Annotated in this window: 11 protein-coding genes; 9 read left to right on the forward strand and 2 right to left on the reverse strand. The window is 37.6% G+C overall.

Annotation, left to right across the window (positions count from 1 at the left end; genetic code table 11):
• Positions 1 to 66: 66 nt before the first annotated feature.
• The 7 genes from uvrA (at position 67) to IGJ04_RS11405 (ending at position 8,658) form a co-directional block, all read left to right on the forward strand.
• Positions 67 to 2,886, forward strand: coding sequence for an excinuclease ABC subunit UvrA (uvrA, locus tag IGJ04_RS11375; RefSeq protein ID WP_438840225.1), 2,820 nt, complete (start codon positions 67 to 69; stop codon positions 2,884 to 2,886).
• Between the two features lie 171 nt (positions 2,887 to 3,057).
• Positions 3,058 to 3,852: a YusW family protein gene (locus tag IGJ04_RS11380; RefSeq protein WP_016616606.1), complete on the forward strand. Its 795-nt coding sequence runs from the start codon at positions 3,058 to 3,060 to the stop codon at positions 3,850 to 3,852.
• A gap of 165 nt (positions 3,853 to 4,017) precedes the next feature.
• Positions 4,018 to 4,905, forward strand: a complete 888-nt coding sequence (gene rapZ / locus IGJ04_RS11385) for an RNase adapter RapZ (RefSeq protein ID WP_002355625.1) — start codon at positions 4,018 to 4,020, stop codon at positions 4,903 to 4,905.
• Positions 4,905 to 5,900, forward strand: coding sequence for a gluconeogenesis factor YvcK family protein (locus IGJ04_RS11390; protein ID WP_002355627.1), 996 nt, complete (start codon positions 4,905 to 4,907; stop codon positions 5,898 to 5,900). The genes rapZ and IGJ04_RS11390 overlap by 1 nt, the downstream gene beginning before the upstream one ends.
• A gap of 33 nt (positions 5,901 to 5,933) precedes the next feature.
• Complete coding sequence (gene whiA, locus IGJ04_RS11395) at positions 5,934 to 6,869, forward strand: DNA-binding protein WhiA (protein WP_002358736.1); 936 nt, start codon at positions 5,934 to 5,936, stop codon at positions 6,867 to 6,869.
• A gap of 233 nt (positions 6,870 to 7,102) precedes the next feature.
• The gene (locus tag IGJ04_RS11400) at positions 7,103 to 8,026 is read left to right on the forward strand and encodes a DUF7916 family protein (protein ID WP_085443250.1); all 924 of its coding nucleotides are present in this window, start codon (positions 7,103 to 7,105) and stop codon (positions 8,024 to 8,026) included.
• Positions 8,027 to 8,139: 113 nt separating this feature from the next.
• Positions 8,140 to 8,658 carry a DsbA family protein gene (locus tag IGJ04_RS11405; protein WP_002401214.1) on the forward strand — a complete coding sequence of 173 codons (519 nt, stop codon included), beginning with the start codon at positions 8,140 to 8,142 and terminating at the stop codon, positions 8,656 to 8,658.
• A 44-nt stretch (positions 8,659 to 8,702) separates the two neighbouring features.
• Here the strand turns inward: IGJ04_RS11405 and clpP are convergent, their stop codons facing one another.
• On the reverse strand, positions 8,703 to 9,296 hold the full coding sequence (gene clpP / locus IGJ04_RS11410) for an ATP-dependent Clp endopeptidase proteolytic subunit ClpP (protein ID WP_002355633.1): 594 nt from the start codon (positions 9,294 to 9,296) through the stop codon (positions 8,703 to 8,705).
• A 195-nt stretch (positions 9,297 to 9,491) separates the two neighbouring features.
• Here clpP and IGJ04_RS11415 point away from each other — a divergent pair, with 195 nt between their 5' ends.
• Complete coding sequence (locus tag IGJ04_RS11415; protein WP_002355635.1) at positions 9,492 to 10,010, forward strand: hypothetical protein; 519 nt, start codon at positions 9,492 to 9,494, stop codon at positions 10,008 to 10,010.
• A 19-nt stretch (positions 10,011 to 10,029) separates the two neighbouring features.
• Here IGJ04_RS11415 and IGJ04_RS11420 read toward each other — a convergent pair whose 3' ends face one another.
• Entirely contained in the window at positions 10,030 to 10,434 is a 405-nt protein-coding gene (locus tag IGJ04_RS11420) for a DUF1622 domain-containing protein (RefSeq protein WP_002383026.1), read from the reverse strand.
• 464 nt (positions 10,435 to 10,898) lie between these two features.
• Here IGJ04_RS11420 and IGJ04_RS11425 point away from each other — a divergent pair, with 464 nt between their 5' ends.
• A complete protein-coding gene (locus IGJ04_RS11425; protein ID WP_438840226.1) occupies positions 10,899 to 13,787 on the forward strand; it encodes an isopeptide-forming domain-containing fimbrial protein in 2,889 nt (962 codons plus the stop codon).
• Positions 13,788 to 13,799: the final 12 nt, after the last annotated feature.

Here is a 13,799-nt window from a genome sequence, read left to right on the forward strand (position 1 = left end):
AATCTTTTCTCTATAGAATGACTTGAAATGATTTGACGTAAGAGATTTAGTAAAAGGAGAACATATATGGCAAATGATAAAATTGTGATTCATGGTGCACGCGCCCATAACTTAAAAAATATTGATGTCACGATTCCTCGTGACAAAATGGTTGTTGTAACTGGACTATCTGGTTCTGGTAAAAGTTCATTAGCATTTGATACGCTTTACGCAGAAGGGCAACGACGTTATGTAGAGAGTCTCTCTGCTTATGCGCGACAATTTTTGGGACAGATGGATAAACCAGATGTTGACAGCATCGATGGTTTAAGTCCAGCTATTTCAATTGATCAAAAGACGACAAGTAAGAACCCACGCTCAACAGTAGGGACGGTCACAGAAATCAATGATTATTTACGATTGTTATTTGCTCGGGTAGGTCATCCAATTTGTCCTAACGATCATATTGAAATTACCAGTCAGTCTGTTGAACAGATGGTTGATAAAGTCTTAGAGCTACCAGAGCGAACAAAAATTCAAATTTTGGCGCCTGTTGTGGTCAAGAAAAAAGGCCAACATAAAAAAGTGTTTGAAATGATCCAACGTGAAGGGTATGTCAGAATGCGGGTGGATGGTGAAACCTATGATGTTAGTGAGGCACCAGAACTTGAAAAAAATAAAAAACATGATATTGCGATTGTGATTGACCGTATCGTTGTGAAAGAAGGCATTCGCTCTCGCTTGTTTGATTCGTTTGAAGCGGCTTTGCGTTTAGCTGAAGGTTACGCAATTGTTGATGTGATTGGTCAAGAAGAAATGTTGTTTAGTGAACATTATGCTTGTCCTTATTGTGGGTTTACAGTCGGTGAATTGGAACCGCGCTTGTTTTCATTTAATGCACCATTTGGCGCTTGTCCCGATTGTGATGGTTTAGGTGTTAAATTAGAAGTGGACAAAGACTTAGTGATTCCAGATCCTACTAAAACCTTGAGAGAAGGAGCCATCGTTCCGTGGAACCCTATTAGTTCCCAATATTATCCACAAATGTTGGAGCAAGCAGCCACCAGTTTTGGGATTGATATGGATACGCCGTTTGAAGAATTACCTGCAGACCAACAAGAAATTATTTTAAATGGTTCTGGCGAGAAAAACTTTCATTTTCATTATGAAAATGACTTTGGTGGTGTTCGTGATGTGGAAGTGCCATTTGAAGGGATTTTAAAAAATATTAAACGACGTTATCATGAAACAAATAGCGATTTTACACGAGATCAAATGCGGTTATACATGACAGAATTGACTTGTCGAAGCTGTCAAGGGTATCGTTTGAATCCACAAGCTTTAGCTGTAAAAATCAATGGCACGCACATTGGTGAAGTCAGTGAATTAGCAATAAAAAATGCGGTCCAATTTTTTGAAGGTGTGTCTTTATCTGAACAAGAAACAACGATTGCTCGGCCAATTTTAAAAGAAGTCGAAGATCGGTTAACCTTCTTAAAAAATGTCGGGTTAGATTACTTAACCTTAAGTCGAGCTGCTGGTACACTTTCTGGCGGAGAAGCACAAAGAATTCGCTTAGCAACACAAATTGGCTCAAACTTATCAGGCGTCCTTTACATTTTAGATGAACCATCAATTGGTTTGCATCAACGAGATAACAACCGCTTGATTGACTCATTGAAAAAAATGCGGGACTTAGGCAATACATTAATTGTGGTGGAACACGATGAAGATACAATGATGGCTTCGGATTACTTGATTGATGTGGGACCTGGCGCTGGACATCTGGGCGGTGAAATTGTAGCCGCTGGTACGCCGGAAGAGGTTGCTAAAAATCCGCATTCATTGACCGGACAATATCTTTCTGGGAAAAAAGTGATTCCTGTACCAAAAGAACGTCGCAAAGGTAATGGCAAAGTGATCAAAGTCACTGGTGCCAGTGAAAATAATTTAAAAAATGTCAGTGTTGAATTTCCGCTGGGTGAATTTGTTGCTGTCACAGGCGTTTCAGGTTCAGGGAAAAGTACTTTAGTCAATCAAATTTTGAAAAAAGCGCTGGCCCAAAAATTAAATCGTAATTCCAATAAACCTGGGAAACACAAAAGTATCACTGGTTATGAAGCCATTGAAAAGATTGTTGACATTGACCAAAGTCCGATTGGCCGAACACCAAGAAGTAATCCAGCGACTTATACTAGTGTTTTTGATGACATTCGCGATTTGTTTGCCCAAACAAATGAAGCCAAGGTTCGTGGCTATAAAAAAGGTCGCTTTAGTTTTAACGTCAAAGGTGGCCGTTGTGAAGCTTGTCGCGGGGATGGTATCATCAAAATTGAAATGCACTTTTTACCTGATGTCTATGTGCCTTGCGAAGTTTGTCATGGCAAACGTTATAATTCTGAGACGTTAGAAGTTCATTATAAAGGCAAAAACATTTCTGATATTTTAGATATGACGGTGGAAGATGCCGTAGAATTTTTCAAACATATCCCTAAAATTCATCGTAAATTGCAAACAATTGTGGATGTAGGCTTAGGCTATGTGACATTGGGGCAGCCAGCAACTACTTTATCTGGTGGAGAAGCACAGCGGATGAAGCTAGCGAGTGAACTTCATAAAAATTCTAATGGGAAAAACTTTTATATTCTGGATGAACCAACAACAGGCTTGCATACCGATGATATTGCGCGGTTGCTTCTAGTATTAGAGCGTTTAGTGGAAGCGGGCAATACCGTTTTAGTGATTGAACATAACTTGGATGTCATCAAATCTGCGGATCATGTGATTGATCTAGGGCCAGAAGGTGGCGACGGTGGTGGGACGATCGTGGCGACAGGAACACCAGAAGAAGTTGCTAAAGTCAAAGACAGTTACACAGGATATTATTTAAAACGTGTTCTGAAATAAACATTAATGATTAGATAAAGAACCTTGTTTTTATGGGAAACAAGGTTCTTTTATTATAAAATAACAAAAATTTTTTAATTAAAATTAAAAATAAATGTTTACTTAATGTGTAATCAAAAGATATACTATGTTTGTTAACAAAATAACAATGAACACGAAGGGAAGTCTTAAATGAAAAACAAAAAAATAACAACAGGTTTATTAACAGCAGGAATGGTCTTAGCTATCGGAATCACACCTTTTGTACATAGTAACACAATGGAAGCAGCGACCTTAATTTCACAATCAGACCATGAAAAAGTAATGAGCTTTACCAAGAAAGACTTAAAAGAAGCAACGGGCATTCAATTGGAGCCGGCGACAGTACAAGCCGTTCATCAGGAATTAAAGCAACAAATCACCTGGGAAACATTAGGCTATTCCACAATTGATGCGCAAAATATTGCGACACGTTTTACACAAAATACATATCAGGCTCTGGGGATTTTAACAGATATCGCCAACCATTCAGAACTTCAATTGAAAGTCATTACCATTAATAATCCCTATCTAGCAACAGCTAAAATTGGTACCTTTAAGTGGGAAACTGTAACTCCTGAAGTTGGTGGGGACCATGAAACAGCAGACAATGAACTAACCACACCGACACCAACTGTTGCCAGTCTTCAAGAGATTGACGTAGAAATCGAATACGACGAAAATGAAATTGAGTTCACCTATGAAATAAAATCGAACGGAACAATTGAAGCAACGTATGAAGATGAATCTGCTGATTTAGAATTAGAAGGTAAGGCAGCACAAGACAAAATCATGACTCTTTTAGATGGATTGTCAATCAAAACAGCTACAAATGAACAAATTAAAGAACACATTACGAAAAAGTTAGCCGTGAATGAACAAGTAAAACAATTTGAGTTTGAAGCTAATTTTACTGATAAAACAGAAATTGAGTTTGTATTAAAATAACACAGAGTTATATAGTATAATTCAGCAATTAAAACAGCATTGACAAAAATGTCAATGCTGTTTTTCTATGAAAGAATAGAAATCTTTATAAGAATGATTGAAAAGCTTTATTTGATACGCCCGGGGTGTTATAATATAGTGATGCAAGTGAAGGGAGTGTTGAATATGCCAGAAAATTTACAACTGGTTATTATTACAGGAATGAGTGGCGCTGGAAAAACAGTCGCTGTTCAAAGCTTTGAAGACATGGGCTATTTCTGTATCGACAATTTACCACCAAGCTTAATCCCAAAATTTTGGGAATTAATTAAAGAATCTGGAAAAGTTACCAAGATTGCGTTAGTGATTGATTTACGTTCACGGACCTTCTTTAGAGAAATTCAGGATATGTTAGTCGAACTTGAAAATACTAATTTTATTGATACAACGATTTTATTTTTAGATGCCACCGATGAAGAGTTGGTTTCTCGTTATAAAGAGACCCGGCGTGCGCATCCAATGGCGATGGATGGTTTAGTGACAGAAGGTATTCGTAAAGAACGTGCAATGCTGGAAGAAATCAAGGCGGATGCTCAGTTGGTCATTGACACCACGGACTTGTCCCCTCGTCAATTGCGGGAACGTTTGAATAAAGAACTAGCAACGAGAGAGACACACGAATTTCGAGTGGAAATGGTGTCCTTCGGCTTTAAATATGGGTTGCCGATTGATGCAGATATCGTTATGGATGTTCGCTTTTTACCTAACCCCCATTATATTGATGAACTACGACCGTTAACTGGAATGGATCAACCTGTTTATGATTATGTGATGGGCTTCCCAGAAACAGATGAATTTTATACAAAATTTATCGATTTACTGCGAACAGTCTTACCTGGATATAAAAAAGAAGGTAAAAGTAGCGTCACCATTGCAATTGGCTGTACTGGCGGACAACACCGCTCTGTTGCACTGACAGAACGTGTTGGCGCTGAATTAAAAGAGGAAGATTACCATGTAAATATTACCCACCGCGACCGCTTAAAAAGAAAAGAAACGGTTAATCGCTCTTAATGAAAACCTATCGAATTCGTAAACCGAAGATCGTGGTTGTTGGTGGTGGAACAGGCTTGCCAGTAATTTTGAAAAGTTTAAGAAATCAAAGTGTTGATATTACTGCCGTCGTAACGGTCGCTGATGATGGCGGTAGCAGTGGCGAGCTTCGTTCCTCTATTAATAACATGACACCTCCGGGAGATTTAAGAAATGTTTTAGTGGCATTGTCAGATATGCCACAATTATATGAAGATATTTTTCAATATCGTTTTGATAAATCAGATAGTCATTTTGCCAATCATGCAATCGGTAATTTAATCATTGCTGCTGTCTCAGAAATGAGAGGAAGTACGTATGAAGCGATTCAATTGCTTTCAAAAATGATGCATGTTGATGGACGGATTTATCCATCATCAGAACGGCCATTAACGTTACATGCTGTATTTAAAGATGGCTCAGTGGCGGTGGGAGAATCAAAAATTGCACTGGATCGCAAGACGATTGACCATGTGTTTGTAACAAATACACACGGAGAAGAGCAGCCAAGAGCTGCGCGTAAAGTCGTCAAAGCAATTGAAGAAGCAGACATGGTCGTGTTAGGGCCAGGGAGTCTTTTTACAAGTATTTTGCCTAATTTAGTTATTACAGAAATTGGTGAAGCCATCAAACAAACGGCAGCCGAAGTAGTCTATATTTGTAACATCATGACCCAAAAAGGGGAAACGGAACATTTTACGGATGCAGATCATGTTCGTGTCTTAAACGAGCATCTACAAGCGCAGTTTGTTGATACAGTGCTGGTTAACACAGAAAAAGTACCAGAAAATTACATGGATCCTGAAATTTATGATGAATATTTGGTTCAAGTAAAGCATGATTTTCAAGGATTACGTGAAGAAGGATGCCGAGTTATTTCGACAGACTTTTTAGAATTAAGAGATGGCGGAGTTTTTCATGATGGGGAAAAAGTTGTTGAAGAACTTTTCCGTATCGTATTTGGAACGAAATATTAATTAATCAAAAGAATCAAGAGAGGAGGAGCTTAGATGTCTTTTGCCTCGGATGTCAAAAAAGAGTTGACTGGTTTAGAAGTCCATCGAGAACACGCGAAAGCAGAATTAGCAGCATTAATTCGGATGAACGGCTCACTTAGCTTAGTTAATCAACAGTTTGTCTTGAATGTACAAACGGAAAATGCTGCAATTGCTCGTCGAATGTATTCATTGCTGAAAGATCATTACCATGCACAAGCAGAATTATTAGTTCGTAAAAAAATGAAACTAAAGAAAAATAATGTTTACATTGTGCGTCTAAAACAAGATACACAAAAAATTCTAGCTGATTTGGATATTATGGATGGGGTCGTTTTTAATGGCAATGTGTCAAATGAAATCATGGGTAACGCACAAAAAATGCGTTCCTATTTACGCGGGGCCTTTATGGCTTCTGGCTCAGTTAATAATCCGGAAACAAGTCGCTATCATTTAGAAATTTTTTCAATTTATGAAGAACACAATAATGATATTTGTAAGATGTTGAATTACTATGACTTAAACGCTCGAACATTGGGACGCCGAAACGGGTATATTTGTTATTTAAAAGGTGCTGAAAAAATCGCCGACTTTTTAACGTTAATTGGTGCCACGAACTCTATGTTGAAATTTGAAGATGTCCGGATTGTCCGTGATATGCGGAATTCAGTAAATCGTTTAGTGAATTGCGAAACGGCGAATTTAAATAAAACCATTGATGCGGCTTCAAAACAAATTGAAAATATTCAATTTATTGAAAGTACAGTAGGGTTGACGTCATTACCGGAGAAACTTCAGGAAATCGCAGAATTACGGTTAGAGTATCCGGAAGTTAGTCTCAAAGAACTAGGGGAAATGATTCCTTCAGGAGCTATTTCTAAGTCAGGTATTAATCATCGTATTCGAAAAATTAATGAATTTGCAGAAAAATTACGAGAAAAAAGTGCGTAACTTTTCTGCTCAAGAAGTGAAGAATAACATTTCCGTTTGAAGTGCTATTCTTCACTTTTTCTTTAAGCGTGTAAAAAAAATTAAAGTGTGTAAAAAGTGTGTAGCACTGAAATGTAGTGTTGACCTGTGTTTTAAAGAAACGACGTTGGCACGAATGTTGCATGTAATAAAATGCAAGCGATTACTTATTGCTGTTTTTAACTAAAACATTAAAAACTATTGGAGGGGTCAAAATGGTTCAACGATTAATTAGTGCAAATGCATCAGAAATCAAACGGATGTCAAAAGAAGAGCTGTTTCAGAGTATTAAAGCGAGCGAAGGGCGCGTAATTTTATCGGAAAATGTGGTAGTTCATCCATCCGTAGCAGGTGATATCACTTGTGCGGAAATGTCAAAAGCATATGGCGCAGACATGATTTTATTGAATGTTTTCGATGTTAATCAACCGATTGTAGTAGCCGCTTATGAAGGGCAATATACTGCGGAAACATGTGTCCCTAATGATGAGGTTGTTCATCGTTTGAAAGAACTAGTCGGTTTACCGATTGGCATGAATGTCGAACCTGTTGATGAAAATTTAGACTTAGCTTCAACGAGAGTTTCGATTGAACCAGGTAGAAAAGCATCAGCAGCTACTTTCAAAAAAGCCAATGAACTGGGTTTGGATTTTATCTTATTGACAGGTAATCCAGGAACTGGCGTGACCAACGACTTGATTGCTGAGAACGTGGCCTTAGCCAAAAAACATTTTGATGGCATCATTATTGCCGGAAAAATGCACAGTTCAGGCGTAGATGAACCAGTGGTCAGTTTAAAATCAGCTGAACAATTTATTGAAGCGGGCGCTGATATTGTCTTAGTCCCAGCAGTCGGCACGGTTTGGGGCATCACTGATCAACAAGTCAAAGAAGTCGTGGATTTTGCACATTCAAAAGGAAAATTAGTTATGAGTGCCATTGGAACTTCACAAGAAAGTGCTCAACCTGAAGTTATCCAAGCAATCGGCATTAGAAATAAAATTTTAGGCGTAGATATTCAACATATTGGCGATGCCAATATGGGCTTAGTTGGTATTGAAAATATTAAAGAGCTTTCTGATGCGATACGTGGGAAAAGACATACTGTTGCTAGAATGGCTCGTTCGATTAATCGTTAAAAAAGTGAACAGAGACACGAATTCAGAAAATTTGAATTCGTGTCTTATGATTTTTTTATTGAAAAACGGTATACTAAAAGAGAAATAAAGGTTTGAAAGGATGAGGTTTTTTTATGGATATTTCAGTAATTGATGCAACAAAAGTTAACACAGAAACAGGGCTTCACATTGGTGAGCGCAATGCCCCTGTCAAAATGATAGAATTTATCAATGTTCGCTGTCCTTATTGCAGAAAATGGTTTGAAGAGTCTGAGGAACTGTTAGCACAATTTGTCAAAAGTGGTAAAGTTGAACGTATCATTAAGTTGTTTGATAAAGAAAAAGAAAGTTTACAACGCGGCAATGTGATGCATCACTACATTGACTATTCAGCGCCTGAACAAGCACTGTCAGCATTGCATAAAATGTTTGCTACGCAAGATGAATGGGGAAACTTAACCTTAGAAGAAGTAGCGACGTATGCTGAAAAAAATCTGGGCTTAAAAGAACAAAAAGATGCAACGCTTGTTTCCGCAGTGATTGCTGAAGCCAATGCGGCGCACATTCAATTTGTACCAACGATCATCATTGGTGAGCATATCTTTGACGAAAGTGTCACTGAAGAAGAATTACGAGGATACATTGAAAAATAAAAAAATGGAAACAGCGACCGTCGCTGTTTCCATTTTTTTTATTTTTAATTTAAGGCGCTACTATTTTCCATTACTTCATCGATTAAACCATATTCTTTTGCTTGTTCGGCAGTCATATAGTTATCACGATCGGTATCACGTTCAATCACTTCAATTGGTTGGCCAGTTCGTTCAGCTAAAATTGAATTTAAACGTTGACGAGTGTCTAAAATGTGACGAGCAGCAATTTCAATTTCTGTTGCTTGCCCTTGAGCGCCACCAAGTGGTTGGTGAATCATGATTTCCGCATTTGGTAAAGCGAAACGTTTGCCTTTTTGACCAGCTGTTAATAAGAAGCTACCCATAGAAGCCGCCATTCCTAATACGATCGTTTGGACATCCGCTTTAACGAAATTCATGGTATCGAAAATCGCTAAACCTGCAGAAACGCTACCACCAGGAGAGTTAATGTACAAGTAAATGTCTTTTTCTGAATCTTGGGCATCTAAGAATAATAACTGTGCAATCACTGAGTTTGCCACGTTATCATCGATAGGGCCGCTTAGCATAATGATGCGGTCTTTTAATAAACGAGAATAAATGTCATAAGCACGTTCACCGCGAGATGATTGTTCAATAACTGTTGGAATTAAATTCATAAGTAAATCCTCCTATATAAAGAAACTTTTAAAGTCATTCTATCACAAAGCACTTTGAATGCCTATGAAAAGTATACCTCTTTGGTCAATAAAGGTCAACGAAGTCGCTTGAAAAATTTTGTGTCATTTTTTATCCGAAACTTTTGGATTATGTTATACTAAAATGGAAAATTAGAAAAGAGCGAGGGGAAAAATATGTTTGTTTTTATCGCCGGAATGGTCGGTGTAATCGTCGGTGCGCTAATAGTCACAGCAAGTGCCGCCTTACATTCATCTTACAAAGAGCGAAAAGAAGTACGTTATCGTGAACTAGAACATTTGGTTAAAGAAATTGAATCATTGAATTTATTAAATAAAAAAGTCAAAGAAATTTTACAAAAGCGTGAATTATATATAGACAGATCAATTGAATACTTATCGATGGATGATTGTTTCATTAGCATCGATGATTTTATTTATTTGGAATCATTTTCTGCTCAAAATAATTTTTACTTACCGACGTACTTAATTGAAGAATTTTTCAAAAAAATTGCGCATCGTAAAGTCATTTTGACGGCCAGCGAAGTTGCTGAAATGGGTGGACACACCTATAAAGGCGGCCGTGTTATTTTAGAAAATTTTTCAGACGAGATTTTAGCAATTATTGAAGATAAAAAACGTAAAATGCAACGTTTGTCTAACGAACCACTTCATTATTTTAAAGCGATTAAATAAAAAAGAACCAGCGTACCCACTAATTTTTTGGGGTATCTGGTTCTTTTTCTTGTTGTTCCATATCGGTCATAGTGTCTTCAATTTCTTTATGTAAGAAATAAGAAATAACTGTACGGATGATTACCAAGGTTGCCAATTTCAAAATATCTTGAAAAGTTGGTTTGACAATGGATTCAATAATATCAGCAGCAATTAAAATTTCTAAACTTAACAGAATGTAGCTACCAAGGAAGTTTTTGATGAACGTATTCATTTTGGTTAAGGTAAAGCGGCTTTGATTTTGTCGTTCACTTTTAATGAAATCTTTTCCTGCTAAACAAACACCCCAAACTAAAACAATAATCGAAAAAACATTCAGTCCTAAAATACATAGCTCAAAAAGTGGGGTTAAAAGCGTCATTAACTGATGGGGCCACTCATTCATCGTATTCACTCCTACCAAAAAGCCTTTTCTTTAACTATAACGAAACGGCTGACTAACGTCAAATATTGTTGAAATAAACAGGCTAAACTATTCAGCTTATAGAACAAAACTAAGAAAATTATGGATAGCATCTAACAATTAAGTAAAAGGACTGTAAAGGTTCTTTTACTTTTTTTGTGTAAAAAAAGAGTCTTAAAAGGAATCAAGTAGCAAAAAGTAAGTGAAAACCAACTTTGTCAGTGGATAGTCTTTTCATTAATTTTTAAAAGACAAATTTTACGTTTTCAAGAGCCGAATACTGCCAAGTTTTAGCCTATAAAGGTGATAGAATCAGAAATTGAGTAAGAGATGTGTCACAAAAGCAAGGAGACACATCGACTTGATGAAAGATTTAAGGAGCTGTAGTTGAAGTAAAGAGAAGCAAGTGTCCCAAACACTAGCGAAAGAAAATAGGGAGGATTAAAATGTTTAAGAAAGCAACGAAATTATTATCGACAATGGTGATTGTCGCTGGAACAGTTGTGGGAAATTTCAGTCCCACATTGGCTTTAGCTGAAGGAGTGGTTAAAGCAGGAGATACAGAAGGAATGACCAATACGGTGAAAGTGAAAGACGACAGTCTAGCTGATTGTAAACGGATATTGGAAGGACAAGCTGCTTTCCCAGTTCAAGCGGGTGAAACGGAACCGGTTGATTTAGTGGTTGTTGAAGATGCCAGTGGTAGTTTTTCAGATAATTTTCCACATGTAAGACAAGCGATTGATGAAGTGGTTCAAGGATTATCTGATCAAGACCGCGTGATGCTGGCTTCGTATCGTGGCGGAAAACAATTTATATTTCCTGATGGAAAAGTAAAAATTAATTCAGCTGATTATGATATGAATGTGCGTGTTGATACTCAATTAACCCATGATAAAAGCCAATTTGTTTCTGGCTTTGGAGATGTTCGGACGTATGGTGGTACACCAACTGCCTCAGGATTGAAACTTGCTTTAGATACGTACAATCAAACACACGGAGATTTAACGAATCGAAAAACATATTTCTTATTAGTGACAGATGGGGTCGCTAATACACGTTTAGATGGTTACTTGCATAAAACCAACACCAATGATTCAATCAATGAATATCCAGATCCAAGACATCCTTTTCAAGTTTCGGTTGAGTATAGTAATGACTATCAAGGTGCAGCAGCAGAAGTTTTAGCGTTAAACCAAGAAATTACTAACCAAGGCTATGAAATGATTAATGCGTATTGGGAAAGTGTTGAATCTTTAAGTTCAGTAAATTCATATTTTGATAAATATAAAACAGAAGTGGGTCCTTTTGTAAAACAAGAGTTGCAACAAGGATCTAGCACACCAGAAGATTTTATTACAAGCCAATCTATTGATGATTTTACAACCCAATTAAAACAAATTGTCAAAGATCGTCTGGCGCAATCGACACCAGCAACAGCTTCATTAACGATTGCCAATCAATTTGATATTCAATCGGCGACCGCTACGGACGATGCTGGAAATGATGTGCCTGTTCAAATTAACGGACAAACCATTTCAGCAACTAGTACAGAAGGTTACGTAGGAAACATCACGATTCACTACGAAGTCAAAGAAAATACAGCGATTGATGCAGCAACCCTTGTAAGTAGTGGGACAATGAATCAAGGAACAATTGCTAAGGAATTTCCAGAAGCGACGATTCCTAAAAATGACAATGCGCATGCGTGTGACGTGACGCCAGAAGATCCAACGATTACAAAAGATATCGAAAATCAAGAGCACTTAGATTTAACCAATCGTGAAGATAGTTTCGATTGGCATGTCAAAACAGCCTTTGGTAACGAAACAAGTACTTGGCAACAAGCCAGTTTAGTGGATAACGTCAACCAATTATTAGATATCCAAAAAGTCGTTGTTACTGATGAAAATGGCAAAGATGTTACAGCCAATGGCACAGTAACACAAGCAAATAACAAAGTAACTTTTGAAATGAACAAACAAGCAGACAGCTATGACTATTTGAGTGGTCATACGTACACAATGACTATTACCACAACAATCAAAGCTAGCGCAACGGACGAAGAATTAGCGCCTTATATTGAACAAGGTGGAATTCCTAATCAAGCCGACTTGAACTTTGGTAACGAAGGGGACGTGTTGCATTCCAACAAGCCAACAGTGACACCGCCGCCAGTAGATCCAAACATCACTAAAGACGTAGAAGGTCAAGAACATTTAGATTTAACCAACCGCGATCAAGAATTTAAATGGAACGTCAAAACAGCTTTCGGTAACGAAACAAGCACTTGGACCCAAGCCAGCATGGTGGATGACATTAATAAAGTGTTAGACATCACAGACGTGAAAGTCACAGATGAAAATGGTAAAGATGTTACAGCTAACGGCAAAGTAACACAAGAAAATAACAAAGTAACTTTTGAAATGAACAAACAAGCAGACAGCTACTCATACTTAGCTGGACATACGTACACAATGACTATTACCACTAAAATTAAAGACGGCGCAACCGATGAAGAATTAGCACCTTATATTGAACAAGGTGGCATTCCCAACCAAGCCGACTTAAACTTTGGCAACGAAGGGGACGTGTTGCATTCCAACAAGCCAACCGTAACACCGCCTGCACCAACGCCAGAAGATCCAACGATTACAAAAGATATCGAAGGCCAAGAACATTTAGACTTAACTAATCGTGACCAAGAATTTAAATGGAACGTCAAAACAGCTTTCGGTAACGAAACAAGCACGTGGACCCAAGCTAGCATGGTGGATGACATTAATAAAGTGCTAGATATCACTGATGTAAAAATCACAGATGAAAATGGCAAAGATGTTACAGCTAACGGCAAAGTAACACAAGAAAATAACAAAGTAACTTTTGAAATGAATAAAAAAGACGACAGTTATACCTACTTAGCTGGTCACACATACACAATGACTATCACCACTAAAATTAAAGCTGACGCAACGGACGAAGAATTAGCGCCTTATATTGAACAAGGTGGCATTCCCAACCAAGCCGACTTAAACTTTGGCAACGAAGGTGACGTGTTGCATTCCAACAAGCCAACCGTAACACCGCCTGCACCAACGCCAGAAGACCCAAAAAAACCTGAACCTAAACAACCGCTAAAACCGAAAAAACCGTTGACGCCTACAAATCATCAAGCACCAACGAACCCAGTCAATTTTGGGAAATCAGCAAGTAAAGGAATTCATTTACCAATGACTAATACAACAGTAAATCCACTTTACATGATCGCAGGTTTAATTGTCCTTATAGTGGCTATTAGCTTTGGCATAACAAAAAATAAAAAAAGAAAAAATTAGACAAACTAAAAA

The organism is Enterococcus sp. AZ050 (genome assembly GCF_051715085.1).
Taxonomy (GTDB): domain Bacteria; phylum Bacillota; class Bacilli; order Lactobacillales; family Enterococcaceae; genus Enterococcus; species Enterococcus faecalis.